General features: G+C 57.0%; 20 protein-coding genes. 9 read left to right on the forward strand and 11 right to left on the reverse strand.

What is annotated here, in order from left to right; translation table 11 throughout:
* Positions 1-158: 158 nt before the first annotated feature.
* The gene (locus ACR3FC_RS15590; protein WP_480476340.1) at positions 159-602 is read right to left on the reverse strand and encodes a MarR family winged helix-turn-helix transcriptional regulator; all 444 of its coding nucleotides are present in this window, start codon (positions 600-602) and stop codon (positions 159-161) included.
* Between the two features lie 136 nt (positions 603-738).
* Between ACR3FC_RS15590 and ACR3FC_RS15595 the strand changes: the two genes are divergently transcribed.
* Positions 739-2676: an FAD-dependent monooxygenase gene (locus tag ACR3FC_RS15595; RefSeq protein ID WP_480476342.1), complete on the forward strand. Its 1938-nt coding sequence runs from the start codon at positions 739-741 to the stop codon at positions 2674-2676.
* Between the two features lie 164 nt (positions 2677-2840).
* On the opposite strand, the gene ACR3FC_RS15600 is transcribed toward ACR3FC_RS15595, so the two are convergent.
* On the reverse strand, positions 2841-3851 hold the full coding sequence (locus tag ACR3FC_RS15600; RefSeq protein WP_480476344.1) for an Ldh family oxidoreductase: 1011 nt from the start codon (positions 3849-3851) through the stop codon (positions 2841-2843).
* Between the two features lie 31 nt (positions 3852-3882).
* A complete protein-coding gene (locus tag ACR3FC_RS15605) occupies positions 3883-6312 on the reverse strand; it encodes a GcvT family protein (protein ID WP_480476346.1) in 2430 nt (809 codons plus the stop codon).
* A 341-nt stretch (positions 6313-6653) separates the two neighbouring features.
* Between ACR3FC_RS15605 and xylB the strand changes: the two genes are divergently transcribed.
* The 3 genes from xylB to ACR3FC_RS15620 are packed head-to-tail and all read left to right on the forward strand — an operon-like array spanning position 6654 to position 10353.
* A complete protein-coding gene (xylB, locus tag ACR3FC_RS15610; protein ID WP_480476348.1) occupies positions 6654-8111 on the forward strand; it encodes a xylulokinase in 1458 nt (485 codons plus the stop codon).
* On the forward strand, positions 8111-9058 hold the full coding sequence (locus ACR3FC_RS15615) for an aldose epimerase family protein (protein WP_480476350.1): 948 nt from the start codon (positions 8111-8113) through the stop codon (positions 9056-9058). The genes xylB and ACR3FC_RS15615 overlap by 1 nt, the downstream gene beginning before the upstream one ends.
* Positions 9055-10353, forward strand: coding sequence for a cytochrome-c peroxidase (locus ACR3FC_RS15620; RefSeq protein ID WP_480476352.1), 1299 nt, complete (start codon positions 9055-9057; stop codon positions 10351-10353). Before ACR3FC_RS15615 ends, ACR3FC_RS15620 begins: the two co-directional genes overlap by 4 nt.
* On the opposite strand, the gene ACR3FC_RS15625 is transcribed toward ACR3FC_RS15620, so the two are convergent.
* Positions 10354-11865, reverse strand: a complete 1512-nt coding sequence (locus tag ACR3FC_RS15625; protein WP_480476354.1) for a CRTAC1 family protein — start codon at positions 11863-11865, stop codon at positions 10354-10356. It lies immediately after the preceding gene.
* On the reverse strand, positions 11855-13072 hold the full coding sequence (locus tag ACR3FC_RS15630; RefSeq protein WP_480476356.1) for an ROK family transcriptional regulator: 1218 nt from the start codon (positions 13070-13072) through the stop codon (positions 11855-11857). The genes ACR3FC_RS15625 and ACR3FC_RS15630 overlap by 11 nt, the downstream gene beginning before the upstream one ends.
* Positions 13073-13224: 152 nt before the next feature.
* Here ACR3FC_RS15630 and xylF point away from each other — a divergent pair, with 152 nt between their 5' ends.
* From xylF to ACR3FC_RS15655, 5 genes are all read left to right on the forward strand, one after another.
* A complete protein-coding gene (xylF, locus tag ACR3FC_RS15635) occupies positions 13225-14244 on the forward strand; it encodes a D-xylose ABC transporter substrate-binding protein (RefSeq protein ID WP_480476358.1) in 1020 nt (339 codons plus the stop codon).
* Between the two features lie 76 nt (positions 14245-14320).
* Positions 14321-15619, forward strand: coding sequence for a sugar ABC transporter permease (locus ACR3FC_RS15640; protein ID WP_480476360.1), 1299 nt, complete (start codon positions 14321-14323; stop codon positions 15617-15619).
* Positions 15619-16416, forward strand: a complete 798-nt coding sequence (locus tag ACR3FC_RS15645; protein ID WP_209504341.1) for an ATP-binding cassette domain-containing protein — start codon at positions 15619-15621, stop codon at positions 16414-16416. Before ACR3FC_RS15640 ends, ACR3FC_RS15645 begins: the two co-directional genes overlap by 1 nt.
* A 10-nt stretch (positions 16417-16426) precedes the next feature.
* A complete protein-coding gene (gene xylA / locus ACR3FC_RS15650) occupies positions 16427-17734 on the forward strand; it encodes a xylose isomerase (RefSeq protein WP_480476362.1) in 1308 nt (435 codons plus the stop codon).
* Between the two features lie 89 nt (positions 17735-17823).
* A complete protein-coding gene (locus ACR3FC_RS15655; protein WP_480476364.1) occupies positions 17824-19287 on the forward strand; it encodes an MATE family efflux transporter in 1464 nt (487 codons plus the stop codon).
* Positions 19288-19296: 9 nt separating this feature from the next.
* Here ACR3FC_RS15655 and ACR3FC_RS15660 read toward each other — a convergent pair whose 3' ends face one another.
* From ACR3FC_RS15660 to ACR3FC_RS15685, 6 genes are all read right to left on the reverse strand, one after another.
* Complete coding sequence (locus ACR3FC_RS15660; protein WP_480476366.1) at positions 19297-20394, reverse strand: M56 family metallopeptidase; 1098 nt, start codon at positions 20392-20394, stop codon at positions 19297-19299.
* A complete protein-coding gene (locus tag ACR3FC_RS15665; protein ID WP_480476368.1) occupies positions 20381-20776 on the reverse strand; it encodes a BlaI/MecI/CopY family transcriptional regulator in 396 nt (131 codons plus the stop codon). The genes ACR3FC_RS15660 and ACR3FC_RS15665 overlap by 14 nt, the downstream gene beginning before the upstream one ends.
* A 65-nt stretch (positions 20777-20841) precedes the next feature.
* On the reverse strand, positions 20842-21246 hold the full coding sequence (locus ACR3FC_RS15670) for a DUF2160 domain-containing protein (RefSeq protein WP_480476370.1): 405 nt from the start codon (positions 21244-21246) through the stop codon (positions 20842-20844).
* 8 nt (positions 21247-21254) lie between these two features.
* Complete coding sequence (locus ACR3FC_RS15675; protein ID WP_155139158.1) at positions 21255-22052, reverse strand: carbohydrate ABC transporter permease; 798 nt, start codon at positions 22050-22052, stop codon at positions 21255-21257.
* Positions 22049-22912: a carbohydrate ABC transporter permease gene (locus tag ACR3FC_RS15680; protein WP_480476372.1), complete on the reverse strand. Its 864-nt coding sequence runs from the start codon at positions 22910-22912 to the stop codon at positions 22049-22051. Before ACR3FC_RS15680 ends, ACR3FC_RS15675 begins: the two co-directional genes overlap by 4 nt.
* Positions 22909-23985, reverse strand: coding sequence for an ABC transporter ATP-binding protein (locus tag ACR3FC_RS15685; RefSeq protein ID WP_480476374.1), 1077 nt, complete (start codon positions 23983-23985; stop codon positions 22909-22911). The genes ACR3FC_RS15680 and ACR3FC_RS15685 overlap by 4 nt, the downstream gene beginning before the upstream one ends.
* Position 23986: the final 1 nt, after the last annotated feature.

The raw sequence follows: 23986 nt of genomic DNA on the forward strand, positions 1-23986 counted from the left end.
CGCGGACGCAATTTATCCTCTCAGGATTACATTGCCCTCGGTTGGCTCAAAGGTAAATTGAGATTTCTTAGATTTTAGTTTCTGGTTTCGGAAACTAAAGCTCAAAAACGGTGGATTTGCTTTCCTTGTTTCAATTGAACCAGCGTCCGTCATGAAATTCAAGGCCGTGTGTTATCGTCGGTGACAGCATCAACTGCCTTGCCTGCGAGCTTCAGGAACGTTTCGCGTTCATTCGGAGTTAGCCCTCCGAGGATCTCGTTTTGCAGGTCAATTACGACTGGCATAGCCGCCGCGAGGATGTCTTTTCCTTTTTCGGATAAGGTGACCTCGCGCGCGCGTCTGTCACGTTTACTGACCGAGCGTTTGACATAGTTTTTCTGCTCCAGCCGGTCGATGACCCCGCCGATTGTTGCGCGGTCATAGGCGATTTTTGCCGCGACTGTGGCCTGATCAATGCCGGGTTCGGCGCGAATTGTTTCAAGTGCTGCGAACTGAACGGATGTAAGGTCAATCCCGGCCTCCTGCATCCGGACCGAGAACACGTGGGTTGAAATCTGGTTGAGCCTGCGGATGAGGTGGCCCGCCATTCCGTAAATACTCACGCAAAACCTCCGAAATCACTTTACGCCGTCACTTATTCCAGAATTACCGCGGCAATTAGTGAGTGTACATATCTTTGTTGACGGCAAATAGTAAGTATAGTTATTAAAGTTGCGTGAACCTGCGGAGGAGGGGACAATGCAATACTACGTTGATGGATTTCGTCCGGGTGACCCGGATATCAAACCGGCTGCGTTCGGTCGCCCCGATCACCACGACCACCCCGCATCCATCCCCGAAAAGGTTGATGTTTTGATCGCGGGTTGTGGACCGGCCGGGCTTTGCCTCGCGGCGCAGCTGGCCGGGTTCGCCGAAATTTCGACAATGATCGTGGATCAAAAGCCGGGTCCTATGGAGAAAGGCCAGGCGGATGGCGTCAACGTCCGCTCGATGGAGATGTTTCAGGCGTTTGGTTTTGCTGAGAAAGTGAAGCGCGAAGCATATTGGGTCAACCAAACGGCATTCTGGACGCCCGATCTTACAAACCCGGACCACATCCGCCGGGTGGGCACGGTGCAGGACGTTGCCGACGATCAATCCGAGATGCCACATACCTTGATGAATCAGGCCCGGATTCATGAGCTGTTTCTGGATGTGATGAGAAACGCTCCAACGCGGCTGCAACCCCATTACGGGCTTCGTGTCAGCGATTTCACAATTGATACCGGTTCCACGGATCACCCCGTCACGGCAGAGCTTGAACGCTTGGGCGATGATGGTGGCGTGGTTGAACGGCTTACAGTGCGTGCCAACTATGTCGTAGGCTGTGACGGTGCACGCAGCAATGTGCGCAAGGCCATCGGGGGTAAGCTGCAAGGCGATGCCGCACATCAGGCGTGGGGCGTTATGGACATTCTGGCGAATTCCGATTTTCCCGATTTGCGGCGGAAATGCCTTGTTCAATCGGCATCGGAAGGAAACGTTCTGATCCTTCCGCGCGAGGGCGGATACCTGTTCCGAATGTATGTTGAGCTTGACAAACTGAACCCGGATGAGCGGATCGCCAACCGCAATCTGACGGCTGACCATATCATCGCTGCCGCGAACCGGATCATGCGTCCTTATTCCATCGACGTAAAAGAAGTCGTTTGGTGGTCGGTCTACGAGATTGGCCACAGGCTGACCGACAAGTTCGACGATGTTCCTAAGCATGAAGTTGCTACACGCACCCCGCGCGTTTTCACGGCGGGCGACGCCTGCCACACGCATAGCCCCAAGGCGGGTCAGGGGATGAACGTGTCGATGGGCGATACTTTCAACCTGGGCTGGAAACTGGTGCATGTGCTGACAGGAAGGTCAAAGCCTGATCTTCTTCACAGCTACTCGGCCGAGCGTTTGCAAGAGGCCAAAAGACTGGTCGAAACCGACCATAAATGGGCCCGGATCATAAGTGCGCCTCCGGGCGAGTCAGAGCTTGACGGCACCGATATGCCCCGATTTCAAAAACAGTTTATCGAAAATCTGGAGTTCACCGGCGGGCTTTCGGTTCACTATGGGCCTTCGGACTTGGTCGCCGAACCGGTTCACCAGCATCTGGCGCGTGGGCTGGTTATAGGCAAGCGATTTCATTCAGCACCAGTTGTCCGGCTTGCAGATGCCATGCCCATGCAATTGGGGCATGTGGCCGAAGCGGATGCGCGCTGGAGGCTCTATGCCTTCGCAGGACAGAGAGACGCAGGTACCCAAGGCGGATCGATCCATCAGCTTTGCGAGGTTTTGCAAAGCGATCCGAACTCTCCTCTGCGACGGTTTGTGCGCCCTGACGAAGACATCGACGGTTTGATAGACCTACGGGCCATCTTCCCGGAGGATTTCATATCGCTGAATTATGAGGATATGCCGTCTCTTTTGAAACCCGAGAAGGGCAGGTATGGCCTGCGCGACTTCGAGAAGGTTTTTTGCGTTGATCACAAGAGGCGTGAAGACATCTACGAAATGCGCGGAATTGACCGGACAAAGGGCTGTATGGTCGTCGTCAGGCCGGACCAATATGTGGCGCATATCCTGCCATTAGAGTGTCACGCTGACCTGTTTGACTTCTTTTCCAGGCTATTTGTTGCGGGCGGCGGTCGATAAGTGCGACGACTCAGACCCCAACGGACCGCCGTTACGAGGGGAGAATGGACTGTCGCATCCGTGCTTGGTTCGGCAAGATTACCGCCTGTTCAAAGCTGGATTGGCGCTTGAATCCGCCCGTGTCGTAGGAAGGCCCTCTAGCCAGAAAGCTGAGCGCAGGTTTTTCAGGACGCGTTTAACGTGGCCAGAACCTCGGCGCTGACCTCAACACCGTCAGCCTCGGCTGCCGCCCGTTTGGCCAGACGCCCATCACCCGGAACACGGGCGTCCCCATTACCGACAATTTCTGAGCAAATGCGCGCGATATATTGATTGAAGGCCTCGTTGCCGAACCGCGTCGGATCAATCGCAATCAGTGTTGCACCGCCTTTGATGTTAAGGGCTCCGAACGCCTCACGTTCTTGATTGTTCACGGAAAGGGTTCCACCAGCCAGGGCGGCACCCAACACTTCAACCATGAAAGCGATTGCGGCGCCCTTGTGCTCGCCAAAAGGTAACAGGCTGCGGGTTTCCAGGATAGCGTTCGGGTCCGTACTGGGTGCGCCGTCAGGGTCCAGACCGGCAGGGTGGGGCAGGTCGTGCCCCTCGGCTGCGGCCATGCGGATATCCATCAAAGCAACCATTGAAGACGCCTGATCCCAGACTATCGGCGCACCGCCCTCGCGCGGACAGGCAAAAGACATCGGGTTGGTGCCAAATACCGGGCGCACCCCGCCTTGCGGCACCACCATGGACAATGAGTTGATCACGGCGAAAGCCACCAGACCAGCTTCGGCAAGCGGTTCGGTGTCAAACCTTAACGCGCCCAGATGGTGGCAATTTGCGCAGGTGAAAGCGGCAATGCCGTTTTCCCGCGTCATTTCGATCAACATGTCGCGGGCTTCGGCTGCCGCGACCTGATAATACCCGTTATCGGCGTCACAGCGCAGAACGCCCGGGGCAGCCTTTTCTATCTTTGGCTTCGCATTGCCGTTTGCATAGCCCGAGGTGAAGCTTTGGACATAGACCGGCAGCATACGCAATCCGTGGCTGCGCGGGCCGTCCCGCTCGGACCGGGTAACAATGTCGGCCAGAATATCGCTGCCCTGTGCATTAACTCCGGCAGAAACAAGTACGGCTTTCGCCAGCGCCCGAACCTCGGCAAGAGAAAGCGTTTTGATCGAGTGTTCGGTCATCTTTTCAAATCCAGTCTTCTTACTTCAGGGGTCAGGCACGCGCACGTGCGTTGGTGGGATCAACGGCGCAAGTATCGATCACCTCGGCATCGCGCATTTCGTTATGGACCAACACCTGCATCTTTGCACCCGGCGCGGTCATATCGTTTGGTACAAGTGCCATCGCTATGTCGTGGTTGCAATAATAAGAAAACCCACCCGATGTAACGCGACCAATCAGTTCACCGTTTGCATAAACACCTTCATCGAACATCACCGAAGTTTCGCCAAAGGGAAGTTTCAACGTGACCAGCCGTTTGTGATTGCCCTCGTATCTCTGCTTCTCCAGCGCCGCTTTTCCGATGAACTCGCGTCCCTCGGTGACGACAAACCGATCAAGGCTGGCCTCATATGGTGTCATGTCCTTGCAAATCTCACGGTTGATGGCGCGATAGGATTTTTCAAGGCGCATGGACTCCAACGCCTCAAGCCCGAAGGGTTTTACACCGGCTTTCAAAAGCAGGTCGACAAGATGGCGGTTATACCCGACCGGATGGTGCAGTTCCCAGCCCAGCTCGCCTGTGTAAGATACCCGAAGCAGGTGAACGTCTTTGGCATAACCAACTTCACCTTTTTGTGCAGAGAGCCAGGGAAAAGCTGCGTTCGTCAAATCGTTGTCGGTCAGCGGTTGCAAAATCTCGCGCGCCTTGGGACCCGCCAGAGCGATCACACCCAACTGTTCTGAAACGTCTTCAAGGATAACCGATTGATCTTGTGGTAGCAGACGTTGCAGCTGATCCCAGTTATAGGCGCGCCAATTCGGGGTAGAGACCAGATAGAAATCATTCTCGGCATAGCGGACAACTGTGTATTCCGCATCCATGCCACCTTTTGCGTTCAACAAGAGCGACAGGTTCATGCGACCCACTTTGGGCAGTTTGTTTGCCATCAGACCATCCAGCCACCGCGCGGCGCCGGGACCGCGTACAGTAAACTTGGTCATTGGCGACATCTCGATGAACCCGGCCTCTTCGCGGGTGGTGTGCACTTCCTCCTGAACGCGTTCCATGTGATTGGTGCGGCGGAAAGAATGTTCAGGGATCGCCTCTTGCGGCGATTTGGCGAACCAGCGCGGGAATTCATAGCCGTTGAAGCTGGTCCAGACTGCGCCATGCGCCGTCAGCAGATCGTAAGACCCCACGGTTTTCATTGGGCGCGCGTCCGGGAAATCTTCGCCGGGGATATGCGCGTTCATATGTGTGCCCCAGGTTTCGCGAACCTTGTCCATGGTCCAGCGTTTAGAGGCGTAGTCCGAGAAACGGCGCGGGTCCAGTTCCGACATGTCCATGCCCGGATCACCGTCGACGATCCAGCGGGCCAGACGTTCGCCCACGGTGCCGCCCCACAGAATGCCACCGGGCATCCCTTCGGCCAGCCACAGGTTTTTGTACCCCGGCGCTGGCCCGGCAAGTGGCAATTCGTCCGGCGTCATTTGGAAGGGGCCGCGCGTGTTGGCTTTGATGCCCACCTCTCCAAGGACTGGAACCCGTTCGATTGCCCGTGCCCATTGGGTTTCCACGGCATCGAAATCCTCGGGCAAGAGGTCTGCGCCAAAGTCAGGTGGCACGCGGTCTTCGGCAAACAGTTTTAGGTCCTTAGTGAATTCATAGGGCCCGAACTGAATGCCACCGACATCTTCGCGCATATATGCGCCGTAATCTTCATCCCGCAGGATCGGGAACTCGGGCAAACCCTGCGCACGACGTTCCTTGAGCAGCGGAACGGTTTCCGTGGTCCAGTACTGGTGAACGATGGGAATGCAGGGCAGGTCCAGCCCAACGCGCCGGGCATTTTCACGGGCATAGTTGCCGGTGGCAAAAACCAGATGCTCGCACGTGATCTCTCCCTGATTGGTGGTCACTTTCCAATGACCGCTTTCCAGCTTTTCATACGCCTGTGCTTCGGTGTTCTGATAGACTGTGGCGCCCGCATCCCGCGCCAGCTTTGCCATTGCCATGGTGATGTCGGCCGGGTTCACATAGCCGTCCTCGGTATGCAGGATACCGCCGCGAATATGCTCGGACTGGTTCAGAAGGGGATGAACATCGGCAATTTCCGCGGGCGTCAGCAGTTTGCAGGGCACACCTGCAGCCTCGGCAATCGAGATATATGACTGGAATTCATCCCAACGTTCCTGTGTGTTGGCAACGCGCAGCTGACCCACTTTACGCAAGCCTACCGACGTACCCATCTTCTGTTCGACTTCTGAATAGATGCGGATGGTTTCTATCGTCATCTTCGACACGTTATGGGACCGCACGAAGGTGACCAGCAGACCGGCGGCATGCCAGGTCGAGCCTGAGGTCAACGTGGTTCGTTCCAGCATCACCGCATCGCTACAGCCGTGCTGTGTCAGACCGTACAGAAGGGACGCGCCCACACATCCGCCGCCAACGACAACAACTTTGGCATGTGATTTCATTCGCCGATTTCCTTCTTGCGGCTGATCATGGTGTCAGAAGCTCTGCCTGCCCGAAATCAGTAAGATGAGAACGTTCCGAAGTTTTTACGGAAACATGTTGCCAGACAATCGCAAAAAATTTCTCCCGCGGCTTAGTTCAGGTCACCTCTTATCGGGCACCTTCGTATTGGTCGCTGTCTGGGTCCGGGTCATTCAGTGCTGTCCAGGACGACATCATTTTTATATTCCTTGTCTTGTTTCACCTTGTGATGTTAGCGCAAACTGTGCCAGTGAAACCTGATGCCTTTGCAAAACTGGGTTTCTGTTGCCTCAGTATTGCGGCTTACAAATGGGAGGAGCAGGTGTATCTCGGTCTTGATTTGGGGACGTCAGGTCTTCGAGGAATTGTGGTCAGTGAAGGCGGTGACGTCGTTGCCGAGGCCGAAGCGAGCGTGAACACATCGACACCGCATCCGGGCTGGTCAGAGCAGGAACCTGCGGATTGGGTTGAAGCGTGTCAAAAGGTCGTTGCCCAGTTGCAGGGGCAAAACAGCGCTGCGTTTTCGGCAGTGCGGGGCATAGGTCTGAGCGGGCATATGCATGGCGCAACGCTTCTGGACCGAAATGGTAGCGTATTGAGGCCCTGTGTCCTTTGGAACGACACAAGGTCTGCCCGTGAAGCTGCCGAACTGGATGCGCTTTCCGCGATGCGATCGATCACCGGAAACATCGTTTTTCCCGGCTTCACTGCGCCTAAACTGGAATGGGTGCGCAGGCATGAACCTGACGTTTTTGAAAAGACTGCCAAAGTGTTGCTCCCCAAAGATTATTTGCGCTTCTGGTTGACCGGAGAATACATCAGCGACATGTCTGACAGCGCGGGTACAGCGTGGTTGGACGTCGGACGTCGGGAATGGTCAGAAAAAGCGCTTGAGCTCAGCCATATGCGTCGGGATCAGATGCCCGAACTGGTCGAAGGCAGCGCCGCCGGGGGCGAGCTGAGGGCGGAGATTTTGCAGCACTGGGGCCTGACCGGACCCGTAGTCGTTGCGGGCGGGGCAGGCGACAACGCGGCGGCGGCCTGTGGTATTGGAAGCATCGCCGAAGGCCGCGGTTTTCTATCGCTGGGAACGTCCGGTGTGCTGCTGGTTGCCAAGGACAGTTACGCGCCCGCACCGGAAACGGCGGTTCACTGCTTCTGCCACGCGGTGCCGGAGCGCTGGATCCAAATGGGCGTCATCCTGTCGGCGACCAACAGCCTGAACTGGCTGTCCCGGAATCTCGGCCAATCCGTTGGTGCACTCGCATCGGCTTTGCCGGATACCGTCACCGGGCCGTCGAAGACCAAGTTCCTGCCATACCTGTCGGGGGAACGTACCCCTCATAATGACAGCGCCATCCGGGGGGCGTTTATGGGGCTGGATATTGCGTCGGATCCAGCGGATCTTGCACAGTCCGTGATGGAGGGTGTCTCATTCGCGCTGCGTGATTGCCTTGAAGCCCTCAGGAGCACGGGAACAAAACCTGAAAGCCTGATGGTTGTCGGCGGGGGCGTACGATCACGGTTCTGGGTCGAGACGCTGGCAACTGTTCTGAGCGTCCCGCTTGCCTTGCCCAAAGGCAGTGAATTCGGAGCCGCCATCGGCGCGGCGCGCCTTGCTGCCTGTGCAGTAAACGGCGCAGACCCGGTGGAGCTCATGACATCGCCAGAAATCTCTGAAATTGTTCAGCCCCGCGCGGGGTTATTCGACGCCTATGAGGCTGAATATCAAAGATACCGCCAGTTTTATGCGGCACTATCCCCCTTGTCTGCGCCATGATGAAGGGCGTCACTTCCCTACCCATCGAACAGGTTGTTCTGGAAGATGGTGCGATGTCGGTTTCCCTGCTGAGCTATGGGGCGATCACACAAGGTTGGTGGATCGGTGAAACGCCCTTGATCCTGGGCTATCCAAACCCGCAGGAATATCTGACGGACCCATATTATCTGGGTGCAATCGTGGGTCGCGTCGCCAATCGGATCGGTGGCGCAAAGTTTAAAATGCAGGATGCCGCTTATCGCCTGACAGCGAATGAGGGGGAAAACACGCTGCATGGCGGTGCGCTCGGGCTGTCGCGCAGCCACTGGATTATCAGGAAGACTAAGCCGAACCGTGCGGTTCTTTCCTTGACGTCACCTGACGGCGATGATGGTTTTCCCGGAGAAATCAGGTTCGAGATTCATGTCAAGCTGGCTTTTCCACGGCTGACTTACACGATCACCGCATGGCCGGACCGGCCTACGCCGATCAGCATTGCGCAGCACAATTACTATACTCTTGGGCGCCAAAGCGGTATTCTTGACAGCCGGTTGGCCCTGAATTCAAAGCGGGTACTGGAACTGGACGACAGCTCCATTCCGACAGGCGCCGTGAATGAGATCGAAAACCAAGGGCTGGATTTCTCATCCGTGCGCGTTATCGGTGATGAGGGGCGTGGCCTTGACCACTACTTCGTGTTTGAAGAGGCGGGCAAATCAAATCGACCGGTTGCAACGGTTGAAACACCGTCAGGTTTGCGCATGAATGTTTACTCTGATCAGCCCGGCGCGCAGGTCTATTCCGCCGCGCACCTGTCTGATCCTTTCACGCCATGCGCAGGGCTTTGCATTGAGCCTTCCGGTTACACGGACGCTGTGAACCACCCCTTGTTTCCGTCCGTCATCTATTCTCCGGACAAACCCTATAAACAAGTTCTGACGTTGGAAATCTCAGGGGATCAGGTATGAGAGTTGGGATATCGGTGTATGCTCTGGCCTTTTGCGTGACACTGTCGGCGGCGCAGGCGCAGGACCTCGGGCCGCTTCCTCAATTTGTAGAACCGGACCTTGCCAAGGTCGAACTGGGACAGTTGCTGTTTTACGACCCGATCCTGTCGGGGAACAAAAACATCAGCTGCGCCACTTGTCATCATCCGAAACTGGGAACGTCAGACGCGCTGTCTCTGGGTATCGGTGAAGGCGGTGTGGGGCTGGGGGCAGCGCGCAGGCTTGATCAGGAAAACATGCCCGAGCAGCGCATTCCCCGAAATGCACCGGGGCTGTGGAACCTTGGGGCGCTGGAATTCACCACCTTCTTTCATGACGGGCGTCTTGAGGCAGACCCGTCACAGCCTGACGGGTTCAGAACGCCCTTGGGCACAGATATGAGGCCGGGCTTCCAATCTGCACTGGCCGCGCAAGCGATGTTCCCGGTCTTGTCGGCTGACGAAATGGCGGGCCACTATTCGGAAAACGAAGTGAGCAAAGCCGTACGTCTTGGTTTGCTGACCCAAAAGGATGGCGCATGGGATCTTATCGCGGCGCGTGTTGCCGCAATCCCGGAATACAGGACACGCTTTGACCAGCTCGCGCCCGGAGAAGAGATCACTTTTACCGCAATCGCCAATATCATTGCTGATTTCATCGCTTTTGAATGGCGCGCTGACAACAGCCTGTTTGATCGTGCGCTGCAAGGAAAAGAGGTGCTGCCCGAGCAGGCGCAAATGGGGCTCGACCTTTTTTACGGCAAGGCCAGGTGCAGCACCTGCCATTCCGGCTGGTTCCAGACGGATCATGGGTTTCATTCTATCGCCATGCCGCAAATCGGGCCGGGAAAAGCCGCCCGGTTCGAGAACCATGTTCGCGATGACGGGCGATTGCGTGTGACGGGCAATGCGGATGACGCCTTCACATTTCGCACGCCATCCTTGCGTAATGTAACCCTGACGGCACCCTATGGTCACAACGGAGCCTACGCGCGGCTTGAAGATGTTGTCCGTCATCATCTGGATCCGGTCGCAGCTTTGCGCAGCTACTCGATCGAAAAAGCAGCGTTGCCAGAGTTTCCGGGCGCGGAAGATCAAAAAGCCTTGCTCGACCCCACGTTGATCGAGGCGATTGCAGCGTCGAATGAACTGGCCCCAATCAGCCTGAGTGATGACGAGGTGAACGCCATTCTAAGTTTCCTCAGCACACTGGAAGACCCGGCAGTCCGGCTGGGTGTGCCTGCGCATGTGCCCAGCGGTTTGCCTGTTGATCAATGATCAGCGGTCGATGCGAAGCACCTGATTGCTTCTGAAGGGCTGCCAATCACCAACTGTGCCGTCTGGCCAGATAACCCGCAGCGCCAGTTCGTCCGCGTTGCCCAGGCCAAAGTGATGAAGCCCTGAGATGCCGCTTGCGTGACCGCCGCCAATGGTCACTTCCCGTGTTTGAATTCCGTCGGTGGTTTTGACCTCGATGAAGCTGCCGACAGCTGCGCGGTTGGAACGATCCTGGCCAAGATCAACCTGAACCCAGTTTCCAAGTTGTTGTTCGTTCTGAAATACTTCAAGCGCTGACCCGCGATTGACCACGACCAGATCAAGCGATCCATCCCCGTTCAGGTCCGCCAGGGCTCCACCGCGGGACTTGCCCATAGAGGCGACACCCGCCGCTGAGGCAGCCTCGAAAAACTGATCATCTGCGGATTGCAGCAACAAGTTGTTGGGGTCAGTTTGCGCTGCATCGGGCATCTGTTCGACATTGCCCTTGGCGACAAATATGTCGTCGCGCCCGTCGTTGTTGACGTCGCCGAACTGCGCATGCCAGCCGGTTGAGGGGCGGCCATCGCCACCAACATGCGGCCTGTGCGCCGTTGTTCCCCGGTCATAAGTCGCGTCGCGCCATGTCGGCCCCTCGGCAGTGGGATCAAAGATCTGAAACTTCTGGTCCCCCATCGAGGTCAGGTAAACATCCGGGAAGCCGTCCCCTGATATATCCCTTGATGCAATCCCCATGCCCCAGATCGAATAGGGCAGCCACCCATCTTCCGGCGCGTAAAGGCGTGGCGTGTCTTCCATAGCCCAAAGCTGCTCTTGCCCGCCGCGCACATAGTAATGGCGGTCGTTACTGACACGCAGGTCCGCGCGCCCGCTGCGCGCCCAGTCGGAAAACAGAATGGACAAGGAACAATGTCCCGGTGCCAGGTGGAGAGGTGGGCCATAGGCCGCCCCTTCGGGGCGATACAAAAGCGTCGGCCCGCAGGCTTCAAACGGGCCATCGGGGTTGGTTCGGTCGACATATGTTCCAAAAGCCAGTGTCGGCAGGGTTTGACCGCTTTCCCAAGTGGCGGAGAATCCGGTGGTCCAGTGATCCTGAGACTGGAAATTCAACGAGGTGAACGGTTCGAATGCGCAATTTGGTTTGCCACGCAACAAAACGTCTTCACCAACGCGCAATACTGCCAGGTCCACAAACCCGTCTCCATCGATATCCAGTGGGTAAGCGCCGGTCACGCCGGTCAGAGACAGTGCGCTTGGCGTTTCTGACCGAAAACTGACATTGGGTCCTGATGTGTTGACAAACAATTGAGCCGGATTAGTTCCTCCTGCGGCAAACAGCTCGGGCCGATCATCGTCGTTGCAGTCAAAAACGGCAACGCCTCCGCCGACGAAGTGCTCCCACCCGCCGTCGTAAACATGGCTGGGGACGTCGATGCTGTGAAACTGTGGCAGGCTGATGTCAGCCAAGGCGGCAGACGCTGTCGCTAGCAGGATCGTCAGTTCAACTCGCATTTTCCGCCAGTTCCCTGACTTTCAAAATCGAGACTTGTTCGATCCCATAGGCCGCCGCCCCTTTTGCCCACATTGAATCCCCCCAATGGTTTACGTTGATTTCAGGCAGCGGCGCGTCAACGCTGACAACACCGTTATTGATGCGGGTCATCACTGCGTCGGAATGCAGGTATTCAAAGCTGCCTCGGGTGCCGGACAGGATGATACATTCCGGATCGAACAGATTGATCAGGTTGGAAAGCCCCATTCCAAACATCTGACCAGCGCGCGACAAAACGGAAATGGACCGGGCATCACCGGATTGGGCAGCTGCGTGAATATCAGCAAGAGTGTGCGGGTCAGTAGCCTGGCTGGCAATGGATGCCTCGCGGATCAGGGCATATTCCCCAACATAAGCTTCAAGGCATCCGCGCTGCCCGCACTGACATAACGCGCCATCCAGCTGAACTTTGACATGCCCGAATTCCGCACCGCAGCCGCGCTCGCCGCGATATAGCTTGCCATCCAACACAATGCCCAGACCAATGCCGTGTTCTATCGTGACAACCAGAAAGTTCTTCAACCCTTTGCCAAGCCCGAAAAGCTGTTCGGCCTTTGCAACCAGATTAGCGTCATTCTCGATGAACGCGGGGCAGGGGAGCACTTGAGACAGAAGCGGGCTCAGATCCACGTTGCGCACTGTCAGTGAAGACGACCAATGTACAAAGTTCCGCTCTGCGTCGACCAGTCCGGCAATGCCTATGCAGACGCCGGAGACGTCTGTCAGGGACTTGCTTGCAGAGACGCAGGCCTGTTCCAGCGCCGCGCATATCTTTTTTGCAAACGCCTCCGGGGCCATCCGGGCCTCCTCCAGCGGATGAGTGTAAGAGGTGATCTCGGTGCCTTCAAAATCGACCAAGATGACTGAAATCTGGTGCCGGGCCACTTTTACACCGGCAATCAGGTGACATCCGCCATGCAGCTTCAGCAGCACACGTGGTCTGCCGCGGCGCGCGGATTTTGACGGTGTTTCGCTTTCGATTTCCTGAATCAGACCAGCTGAAAGCAGATCTGACGTTGCCGCCGTCACTGTCGCTGGGCTGGTCTCAAGCGCGCTTGCAATGTCGATCCGCGATATCGCGCCGGTCGACCGGATTTGTTCCAGCACACGCAAACGGGTGATGTTTCGTTGATCCGTAGCGTTTGAAGAAACCTTGCTTTTCAGCATCCTGCCCTCGCGAATCTGGTGATTTCCTAAGCGTAAGCGGTTTTTCTTCTTTCCGGTAGCATAAATATTTTACTGACTGAAATAAATATGATACTCAGAATTGTGAGAGCCACGAATCATGAAGCGATGGCTCGATAAACCGGGAGGAAATCATGAAACGAATTCTCAGCGCTTCTGCTGTGGCCGTCCTGATGGGGACGGTTGCGTTTGCAGAAACCACGGTCGGTGTCAGCTGGTCGAACTTCCAGGAAGAGCGCTGGAAAACCGACGAAGCGGCGATCAAAGCCGCGCTTGAGGCAGGCGGTGCCAAGTATATTTCGGCAGATGCGCAATCGTCGTCGGCCAAGCAATTGTCGGATATTGAAAGCCTGATCGCCCAGGGTGTTGATGCGCTGATCATTCTGGCGCAGGATTCCCAGGCCATCGGTCCAGCTGTTCAGGCAGCGGCCGACGAAGGTATCCCAGTCATCGCTTATGACCGTTTGATCGAAGATGATCGGGCCTTCTACCTGACCTTTGACAATGTCGAAGTCGGTCGTATGCAGGCGCGCGCGGTGTTCGACGCGATGCCCAAGGGCAACTATGTGATGATCAAGGGCTCGCCAACCGACCCGAACGCGGATTTCCTGCGCGGTGGCCAACAGGAGATCATCCAGGGCGCTGTTGACAGTGGTGACATTGTGATCGTCGGCGAAGCCTATACCGATGGCTGGCTGCCTGCGAACGCGCAGCGCAACATGGAACAGATCCTGACGGCCAACGAAAACAAAGTCGATGCTGTGGTCGCGTCAAATGACGGAACTGCAGGCGGTGTTGTTGCTGCACTGACCGCACAAGGTATGGACGGCATTCCGGTGTCAGGTCAGGATGGCGACCATGCGGCGCTGAACCGGGTGGCCAAAGGCACACAAACCGTTTCGGTCTGGAAAGACGCACGTGAGCTGGGCAAGGCCGCAGGTGAAATCGCAGTCGCGCTAAGCGGCGGAACGGCTGCAGCAGACGTTGAAGGCGCGGTCAGCTGGACTTCGCCAGGTGGAACCGAGATGACGTCAGTCTTCCTGGCACCTGTGCCGATCACCAAAGACAACCTATCCGTTGTGGTCGATGCTGGCTGGATTCCGCTGGAACACCTGTGCCAGGGCGTCGAAAACGGTCCTGCACCCTGTAACTAAGTCAAGTGTCCAAACCATAACGTCTCTGGCCCGCAAGGTCGGGCCAGAGACCATAGCTGAACATGAAAGATCGGATATGACCGAAACTTCGTCTCAGCCGGTACCCCAAAAAGCAAAGGCCAGCCTGTTCCAGCAACTGGAACTGGACATGCGGCTATTGGGCATGATCGGCGCCTTCATCATCCTGTGCATCGGCTTCAACATCGTAACGGATGGCCGTTTTCTGACGCCCAGAAACCTGTTCAACCTGTCGATTCAGACGGTCTCGGTCGCGATCATGGCCTGTGGCATGGTGTTCATTATCGTGATGCGCCACATTGATCTTTCGGTCGGCGCGCTGCTGGCGACCACATCCGCCGTCATGGCGATGACCCAGACCGAGCTTCTGCCGAACGTGCTGGGGCTAGGTTTGAATCACCCGGCCACCTGGGCAATCACCCTTGTTGTCGGCCTTGCAGTTGGAACCTTGATCGGCGCATTCCACGGTTGGATGGTCGGCTATCTGACCATACCGGCCTTTATCGTGACGCTTGGCGGTTTTCTGGTCTGGCGCAACGTCGCCTGGTACATGACCGATGGCCAGACTATCGGCCCGCTGGACAGCACCTTCCTGATATTTGGCGGAACCAACGGGACATTGGGAACAACGGTCAGCCTTCTGTTCGGCCTTGCCGCCACCGCTATTGCGGTTTGGGCGTTGTGGAGCGGTCGCCGCTCCAAGGCTGCCCATGGGTTTCCTGTGAAACCGGTTTGGGCTGAAACTACATTGGCGGGGATCATTGGCATCGCCATTATGGGCTATGTCTTGATCGTCAACAGCTACTCGATTCCCACCCGCAGGCTGGAACGTATGTTCGAAGCGCGTGGCGAGGCCCTGCCTGAGGGGCTTGTTGTGGGTTATGGTATCCCGATCTCGGTTCTGATCCTGATCCTTGTTGCGGTAACCTTGACTGTTGTGGCCCGCAAAACCCGCTTTGGCCGCTATATCTTTGCCACGGGGGGCAACCCGGATGCGGCGGAACTGTCGGGCATCAACACTCGCATGATGACCGTCAAGATCTTTGCCCTGATGGGGTTCCTGTGTGCGCTGTCGGCGGTCGTGGCTTCGGCCCGCCTGGCCAACCACTCGAACGATATCGGCACATTGGATGAGCTGCGCGTGATTGCTGCGGCCGTAATCGGCGGCACGGCGCTGTCCGGTGGTATCGGTACGATCTACGGCGCGATCCTTGGCGCGCTGATCATGCAGGCGCTTCAATCGGGCATGGCTATGGTTGGCGTGGACGCACCGTTTCAGAACATCGTCGTGGGCACCGTTCTGGTTTTGGCCGTCTATATCGACATCGTCTATCGCAAACGTCTGGGAGCGAAATGATGCAAGCACAAGAAACACAGAACCAAACTTCGGGCCGAGGGTCCGGCCAGCCTCCGCTTGTCGAAATGCGCGATATCTCGATTTCGTTCGGCGGCATCAAGGCGGTGGACCGTGTCTCGGTCGACTTGTACCCGGGCGAGGTTGTGGGACTTCTGGGCCACAACGGGGCCGGTAAATCTACGCTGATCAAGGTGCTTTCGGGTGCCTATCAGAAGGACCACGGAGAGATCCTGATCGACGGCAAGAAGGTTGAGATCAACAACCCCCGCGATGCGCGTGCCAACAATATCGAGACGATCTATCAGACGCTGGCCTTGGCGGACAATCTGGATGCAAGTTCGAACCTTTTCCTGGGGCGGGAAATGGTAACGCCTTTCGGGCTGGTCAACGATGCCGCGATGGAGGCCGAATGCCGCAAGATCATGGCACAGTTGAACCCGAACTTTCAGAAGTTCAACGACCCGGTCTCGGCGCTATCCGGTGGTCAGCGGCAGTCGGTGGCCATCGCGCGTGCGGTATATTTCAATGCGCGCATCCTGATCATGGACGAGCCCACAGCCGCGCTTGGCCCGCACGAAACACAGATGGTGGCGGACCTGATCCAGCAGCTCAAGGCGCAAGGGATCGGAATTTTCCTGATCGACCACGATGTGCATGCAGTAATGGAGTTGTGCGACCGGGCTTCGGTCATGAAAAACGGGCAACTGGTTGGCACAGTCGACATCGCCGATGTCACGGATGACGATTTGCTGTCGATGATCATTCTGGGCAAGAAGCCCGGTGAAAAGACGGAATGAGGCAAAAGAGATGACGAGCGGTTTCTTTCAGGGGATCGAGCAGGTCCAATTCGAGGGCGAGAACAGTAAGAACCCGCTCGCATTCCGTCACTACAACCCGGACGAGATCGTGATGGGTAAGCGCATGGAGGATCACCTGCGTTTTGCCGTGGCGTGGTGGCACTCGTTTGCCTGGGAAGGCGGGGATCCGTTTGGTGGCTCGACTTTTGAACGCCCATGGCATCCGCAAGACGACATGGGCCGCGCCAAGATGAAGGCCGATATCGCCTTTGAGATGTTTCAGATCCTGGGACAGCCCTATTTCTGCTGGCATGACGCGGATATCCGCCCTGAGCAGGGGAACTTCGCCGACAATCTGCGCACGCTGAATGAGATCACCGATTATATCGGTGAAAAGATGCAGGCATCCGGCACCAAGCTGTTGTGGGGAACGGCCAACATGTTCAGCCACCGTCGCTGGATGGGGGGTGCCAGCACCAACCCCGACCCCGACGTCTTTGCTTTCGCTGCCGCCACGGTGAAATCCTGTTTGGACGCGACCCACAAACTGGGCGGCGAGAACTATGTGCTTTGGGGTGGACGCGAGGGCTACGAGACGCTGCTCAATACCGACATGAAGGCCGAACTGGATCATATGGGCCGGTTCCTGAACATGGTGGTCGAGTACAAGCACAAGATCGGCTTCAAAGGCACGATCCTCGTCGAACCCAAACCGCAGGAGCCGTCCAAGCATCAATATGATTTCGATGCGGCAACCTGTATCGGTTTCCTGCGCAAGTACGGCCTCGAGGATGAGGTCAAGCTGAACCTGGAACAAGGGCACGCAATCCTGGCAGGACACAGTTTCGAACATGAGATCGCTGTTGCTGCGGCTGAGGGTATGCTTGGGTCCATCGACATGAACCGGAACGATTACCAGTCCGGGTGGGATACGGATCAGTTCCCCAACAACACGCCCGAAGTCGCGCTGGCTTATTACCACATCCTGAAAGCGGGCGGGTTTACCACGGGTGGCACCAACTTCGACGCTAAACTTCGCAGGCAATCCATCGACGCCGAAGACCTGATCGCTGCGCATGTGGGCGGGATGGATATCTGTGCCCGGGGCCTGAAAGCGGCAGCTGCGATGCTTGAAGATGGTGGTCTGGAACAGGCGCTGGCCGACCGGTATGCAGGCTGGAGAACGCCTAAAGCTCAGGCGATGCTAACCTCTGGCCTCGACGAGATTGCAGCGCGGGTGATTGCCGAAGACCTCAATCCTCAGCCACGCTCGGGGCGTCAGGAAGTGCTTGAGAATTACGTGAACCGCTTTGTGTGATTCCTGTCGGCTCAGCCTGAACTGAAATAATCGGTGTACAAAGCCCCGGAAACGCGTGAGTTTACTTAGGCGTTGCCCGGGGCTTTCCCTTGTCGAACGCAGTGGCATCATGGGCCCGTCTGGGTCGCGCAGATGGGACGACCAGAGTATTGGTGGAAAAATCATCAGGTAAGGCAATCTTTCTAAGTGGCAACCTGATGCTGCATGTGACGCGCATGTCGCTGACCACGAGCATTGGATTGATGGCGATCTTTGCTGTCGATTTTGTCGATATGGTCTTTATCTCGATGCTGGGCAACGACGCGCTGGCCGCAGCGGTAGGTTATGCCGGGACGCTGCTGTTTTTTACGAACGCCATCAGTATCGGTCTGTCGATTTCTGCCGGGGCGCTGGTCGCGCGTGAGTTGGGCGGCGGGCGGGTCGAACAGGCAAGGCAATACGCGTCCAGTGTCGCCGTGCTGGGGCTGATCGTCGGGTTGGTAACCTCAGTTTTGGTGCTGCTGAACGTCAGCTTTCTGCTGTCGCTGCTTGGCGCAAAGGGCGAGGTTTTGCGGCTGGCGACGCGCTATGTCTCTATCATTCTGCCGACCATGTGGGTGATGTCGATTGCGATGGCGGCGATGGCTGTGCTGCGCGCCCACGGCGATGCGCGCCGATCAATGATGGCAACGATTTACGGCGGCGTTGTGAATGCAGTTCTTGACCCGATTTTGATATTTGCCGTTGGACTGGAGTTGGATGGGGCCGCGATAGCCTCGGTTCTGGCGCGGCTATGTATGTTGGGCGCAGCCTTATGGCCCGCGCTGCGGGTGCATCAGGGGTTTGCACGCCCATCGATGAAACAGGTGGCACAGGATTTTCGGCCCGTGCGGGCCATCGCAATCCCTGCTGTTCTGACGAACGTCGCCACGCCGATCGGGAATGCCATCGTTGTTCGGGAAATCGCGCAGTTCGGAACGGATGCAGTTGCGGGCATGGCGGTGATCGGGAGGCTGTTGCCGGTGGCGTTTTCGGTCATCTTTGCGCTGTCCGGCGCGATAGGGCCAATCATCGGGCAGAATTTCGGGGCAGAAAAATTTGATCGCGTGCGCACTGCGTTTCTGGCCGGGATCAAGTTCACCGCAATCTATGTTCTTTGCATGTCGGCTATTTTGTTTTTGCTGCGGTCCCCAATTGCAAATTTGTTCGCAGCCCAGGGGGAAACGCGCGTACTGATTTACTTGTTTTGTGGCCCGCTGGCATTGGCTTCTTTCTTCAACGGTGTGATTTTTGTGACAAATGCCAGTTTCAACAATCTAGGCCATCCGGTCTATTCCACGTGGATAAACTGGGGTCGTCACACCATTGGCACATGGGTGTTTGCCACGATTGGCTCACAAATCGCCGGGGCGTCGGGCGTTCTGTTGGGGCAGGCTTTTGGGGGCGTCATCTTTGCTGTCATAGGATGGGTTCTTGTCGCGCGCGTTGTTGCGCGGCTGGAACGCGTGCAATCGCCCGAGCCTTTTACCGATCAGGGGCGGCTTCACTCGCTGTTCGGGCGTCGCGGCTGGTAAGCGATCAGGTCAGTTCCCCTGATTGCGTGCCTCCAGTCGTTCCAAGTTGACCACCGTCGACAGCATCAGGCGGTCATGGCTCCAATCCCGTGTCTGCTGGATTGAGGCCGACCCCAGAGCCAAAAGGGCACCAAAGATCAGCGTCATTCCGAGGAACAATGCTGGCAAGGCGGGTACCGATGGCTGAACATCGGTCAGCGCGATTACGCGTTGCCGCAGTACGCGCTTTGCCTTGCCGCCTGTCACAAAAGCAACATTCAGAACGCGTGGGCTGTTGGTTGAGATTGTCCGGGCGCAATAGTCCAGCAGGCACGCCGTGTATTCCCGCGCATCAATCCGTTTGCGCGCAACAACCGACTGGTCACAGGCCAACTCGCGCAGCCGGCCGAATTGATACTTGAGCATCAGGTAGGCAGGATTCCAGAAAAAAAGCGGACGCAGCAGCTCAAACCCCAGTTCCCATTCCACATCACCCGTGCGGATATGCTGAAACTCGTGAGCGAGCGCAAAACGCAACTCGAGCGGGGTGTCCAACAGATGGCTAGGCAGAACGACGTGGCGGCGGCGAAGTCCGCGCACGGCGAACGGCACGGTGATGCGATCGGACAGGCGAATATCCACCTTGGCAGACCGCCGCCAAAGAAAACTGGAATTGACAGTCAGACGGATCGCCATTGCGTCCCGCAAGGCACGCGCGGCGTACACGGCTGCGACACAGGCAAATATGGCGGCAACGAGGGTGATTACAGGTTGCTGTCCCGACAATGCAAGATCAACCCATCTTTCGCGGGTGTTCAGCAGTGCTTCAAACTGCGTCGCAGGCATTGCGATGTCACCGCGCAGATAGGCCGCAACAGCGATATCACCAAGGGCCACGGCACTGCCCGGCCAAGCGTAGGTCGTCAGCGACGACACGCAAACCGCCAGAAACGGGCTGGCAAGGACGCAGATGCACAGGGTCTTGAGGGCCCGCAACTGTACAACATAGCCATTGCGCAGTGCGGTGCGGCTTAGGGCCGTGCGGGTCATCAGCCAGATGACCGCCGAAAAGGCCAGCACGATGTTGAGTTCGATGAATGCGTCGAGAACCGGTCTAACCGCTGTCATTTTGCAGTCTCCTCTCTACCAGTGCTCGAATTTCCTCCAGGTCGGCTTCGCTCAGCCCCGCGTCGTCGACCAGCCGCGCCACCAGTGTGGCGGGGGTGTCGTCAAAAAGCGTGCGCGACAGATTTTGCAGCGAACGGGCCTGATATCTGTCCTTTTCCAGAAGCGGCGTATAGATCAGGGTTTTTCCCGACTTTTGGCTTTCCACAAAACCCTTCTCGTCCAGAATGCGCAGGATCGTGGCCCCGGATGTATAGGCCAGGTTGCGTTCTGACGGCAGGCGGTCCAGGACATCACGCACCGAGCCTTGCCCGAGGGCCCAGAGCTCGTTCATGAACTCCAGTTCGACCTCGGTCAGCAGATTTGTCGTCTTTTTCTTTCGCATCGGTCTCGGTGTCGTCATGGTTATTATGCCTGACAGACAAGCATCCTTTCGCGATTTCTCAAAGTCTAAACTTTCCAGAACACAAAAACGCCCCAGCCAATTGACAGGAATAGCGGTGTCCAGACCGGTTGCCCGACCAATCCAAGCCACGCCAGGAAAATGTACGCGGACCCCAGAAGGGTTATGAACAGGCGATCCCCTAGCGTGGTTGTCAGCCCCAGAACCCCGCGTCGTTCAATCCCGTCGCGGAATTTGAAGCCTTCCAGCAAGCCAATGCATGCTATGGCCGAGAAGATGCCGACAAACACGGCCAGCGTGGCAGGTGTCCATGCCATCCAGAAATCAGGCCACAAGGGGTCCGTCCACGAGAACCCTTTTTCGGCCTCCTGTCTGACATTGCCCCATCCGGCCTTGGCCTGGGCAAAGGCTGCTGAGGGCACGAAGGGGAGGGTGAGAAGCAGTTTTCGCATGTCGAACCTCACACACGTCCCATCGCGAAGCCACGCGCGATGTAGTTGCGAACAAACCAGATGACGATGGCACCGGGGATGATGGTCAGGGTGCCCGCGGCGGCCAGCAGACCCAATTCGTACCCGGCACTGGATGCTGTGCGGGTCATCACGGCAGCGATGGGTTTGGCTTCAACCGCTGTCAGGGTCTTAGCCAGCAGCATTTCAACCCATGAGAACATGAAGCAGAAGAACGCCGCGACACCGACACCTGCCTTGATGTTGGGCAGGAAGATTGTCACGAAGAAGCGCGGGAACGAATATCCATCCACATATGCGGTTTCATCGAGCTCCTTTGGGATACCACGCATGAACCCTTCCAGAATCCACACCGCCAGCGGCACGTTGAACAGCGTATGGGCCAAAGCCACGGCCAGATAGGTGTCGAAAAGGTGGATCGACGAATATAGCTGGAAGAATGGCAGGGCGAACACGGCCGCCGGGGCCATGCGGTTGGTCAACAGCCAGAAGAACAGCTGCTTGTCGCCGAGGAACCGATAGCGTGAGAACGCATAAGCCGCAGGCAAGGCAACGCAGACGGAAAGCACTGTGTTCAGAGTCACATAGGTGATCGAGTTGATGTAACCCCAGTACCAGGTTGGGTCTGTGAAGATGGTAATATAGTTCTCCAGCGTAAAAGTCTGGGGAAACAAGGAAAAGCCCGACAGGATCTCGTTCGTGGTCTTGAAGGACATCGCCACCAGCCAATAGATCGGAAGCATCAGGAACGCGATATAGAGGATCGGGATGATGGACCGCTTTTTCATTCTGCGTCGTCCTTTGTCATCAGAGTGTAGAAGAGCCACGACACCAGCAGCGTGATGGCGAAGTAGATCAGGCTCATCGCTGCCGCCGGGCCAAGGTCGAACTGCCCCAGCGCGATCTTCACAAGGTCAATCGACAGCAGGGTGGTCGAGTTGCCGGGACCGCCCCCAGTCAGAACAAAAGGCTCGGTATAGATATTGAAGCTGTCCATGAACCGCAGCAGAACCGCGATGGTCAGAACCGTCTTCATCTTTGGCAGCTGGATATAGCGGAACACCGACCACGGGCCGGCGCCGTCGATTTTGGCGGCCTGATAATAGGCGTCGGGGATTGATACGAGGCCCGCATAGCACAGCAGCACGACCAGCGACGTCCAGTGCCACACATCCATGACGATGACGGTTATCCAGGCCGAAAGCGGCTGTTGCGTCATGTCATAGTTGATGCCTAGCACGTCATTCAGGAAATATCCCAGCAATCCAATCTTGGGCAGGGTGAAGATGTTCCACATCGACCCTACAACGTTCCAAGGGATCAGCATCGGCAAGGCCATCAGCACCAGACAGACAGGCACCCAAAAGCCTTTGCGCGGCATCGACAGGGCGACGATGATGCCCAGCGGTACCTCGATGATTAGGATCAGGAAGGTGAACAGAAACTGCCGTCCAAGTGCTGCCTGAAACCGGTCGGATCGCAGGATCTGTTCGAACCAGCCCAGTCCTTCCCAGAAGAACTGGTTGTTGCCGAAGGTTTCCTGCACCGAGTAGTTGACCACCGTCATCATAGGCACCAGCGCGTTGAACGCTACCAGCGCAAGTACGGGCAGGACAAAGAACCACGCCTTTTGGTTTTCCGTTCTCATTGCACCCGCTCCTGAGTTGCGATCCAGCCGTCGCGGTAGACGCGGGATTGTTCGGGTTTGAATTGCAAAAAGACCTGTGATCCCGGTTCCGGTACACTGTGTTCGGTCACGACCTTGAGGGCGGTGTTGCCGACCACGGCGCTGACCACATAGTGGCGGCCGATATCGGCGACCTTGGTCACATGTGCCGGAATGCCAGTGTCGCCGAAACCTACATATTCCGGGCGGATACCCAAATCGGTGCGGCCGCCGTCACCGTGTGTGGGACCTTCCAGCATGACCTCGTGCCCTTCAAATACGGCGCGGTCGCCTTTGGCTTCACACGGAAGGACATTCATACCCGGCGAGCCGATGAAATGGCCGACAAATGTGTGCTGCGGCCGTTCAAACAATTCGACAGGTGTTCCGATCTGAACCACTTCACCGTCTTGCATTACCACCACTTCGTCGGCGAAGGTCAGTGCCTCGGTCTGATCGTGTGTCACGTAGATCATGGTTGCCTGCACGCGCTGATGCAGCTCTTTCAGCTTGGACCGCAGTTTCCATTTCAGGTGCGGGTCGATCACGGTCAGCGGTTCATCAAACATCACCGCATTCACGTCGTCGCGAACAAGGCCGCGACCCATCGAGATCTTCTGCTTGTTGTCCGGGCTTAAACCTGACGCGCGGGTGTTCAGCATGTCCGTGACGTCCAACATCTCGGCGATTTCCAGAACACGGCGCTTGATTGTCGCGGGATCAACACCCCGGTTCTTCAACGGGAAGGCCAGGTTCTCGCCCACGGTCATCGTGTCGTAGATCACCGGGAACTGAAACACCTGCGCGATGTTGCGTTGGTCCGGGGGCAGGGCGGTGACGTCCTGATCATCGAACAGTATCCGACCTTCCGAGGGGGTAAGAAGACCGGATATGATGTTCAGCAGCGTGGACTTGCCACAACCTGACGGCCCCAAAAGCGCATAGGCCCCGCCATCGCGCCACGTGACGTCGATTTCCTTCAGCGCATAGTCCTCGGGGCCTTTTGGCGATGGCAAATAGCTGTGTCGGAGGTTTGAAAGCTTGATCTGTGCCATG

It is taken from the genome of Ruegeria sp. AF3, from assembly GCF_056536285.1.

What these genes read in the sequence shown, in the direction of transcription:
- ACR3FC_RS15595 (WP_480476342.1), top strand. Translation starts at nt 739, where the DNA reads ATGCAATACTACGTTGATGGATTTCGTCCGGGTGACCCGGATATCAAA.
- ACR3FC_RS15600 (WP_480476344.1), bottom strand. Translation starts at nt 3,851, where the DNA reads ATGACCGAACACTCGATCAAAACGCTTTCTCTTGCCGAGGTTCGGGCG.
- ACR3FC_RS15605 (WP_480476346.1), bottom strand. Translation starts at nt 6,312, where the DNA reads ATGAAATCACATGCCAAAGTTGTTGTCGTTGGCGGCGGATGTGTGGGC.
- ACR3FC_RS15615 (WP_480476350.1), top strand. Translation starts at nt 8,111, where the DNA reads ATGAAGGGCGTCACTTCCCTACCCATCGAACAGGTTGTTCTGGAAGAT.
- ACR3FC_RS15620 (WP_480476352.1), top strand. Translation starts at nt 9,055, where the DNA reads ATGAGAGTTGGGATATCGGTGTATGCTCTGGCCTTTTGCGTGACACTG.
- ACR3FC_RS15625 (WP_480476354.1), bottom strand. Translation starts at nt 11,865, where the DNA reads ATGCGAGTTGAACTGACGATCCTGCTAGCGACAGCGTCTGCCGCCTTG.
- ACR3FC_RS15630 (WP_480476356.1), bottom strand. Translation starts at nt 13,072, where the DNA reads ATGCTGAAAAGCAAGGTTTCTTCAAACGCTACGGATCAACGAAACATC.
- xylF (WP_480476358.1), top strand. Translation starts at nt 13,225, where the DNA reads ATGAAACGAATTCTCAGCGCTTCTGCTGTGGCCGTCCTGATGGGGACG.
- ACR3FC_RS15640 (WP_480476360.1), top strand. Translation starts at nt 14,321, where the DNA reads ATGACCGAAACTTCGTCTCAGCCGGTACCCCAAAAAGCAAAGGCCAGC.
- ACR3FC_RS15645 (WP_209504341.1), top strand. Translation starts at nt 15,619, where the DNA reads ATGCAAGCACAAGAAACACAGAACCAAACTTCGGGCCGAGGGTCCGGC.
- xylA (WP_480476362.1), top strand. Translation starts at nt 16,427, where the DNA reads ATGACGAGCGGTTTCTTTCAGGGGATCGAGCAGGTCCAATTCGAGGGC.
- ACR3FC_RS15660 (WP_480476366.1), bottom strand. Translation starts at nt 20,394, where the DNA reads ATGACAGCGGTTAGACCGGTTCTCGACGCATTCATCGAACTCAACATC.
- ACR3FC_RS15665 (WP_480476368.1), bottom strand. Translation starts at nt 20,776, where the DNA reads ATGCGAAAGAAAAAGACGACAAATCTGCTGACCGAGGTCGAACTGGAG.
- ACR3FC_RS15670 (WP_480476370.1), bottom strand. Translation starts at nt 21,246, where the DNA reads ATGCGAAAACTGCTTCTCACCCTCCCCTTCGTGCCCTCAGCAGCCTTT.
- ACR3FC_RS15675 (WP_155139158.1), bottom strand. Translation starts at nt 22,052, where the DNA reads ATGAAAAAGCGGTCCATCATCCCGATCCTCTATATCGCGTTCCTGATG.
- ACR3FC_RS15680 (WP_480476372.1), bottom strand. Translation starts at nt 22,912, where the DNA reads ATGAGAACGGAAAACCAAAAGGCGTGGTTCTTTGTCCTGCCCGTACTT.
- ACR3FC_RS15685 (WP_480476374.1), bottom strand. Translation starts at nt 23,985, where the DNA reads ATGGCACAGATCAAGCTTTCAAACCTCCGACACAGCTATTTGCCATCG.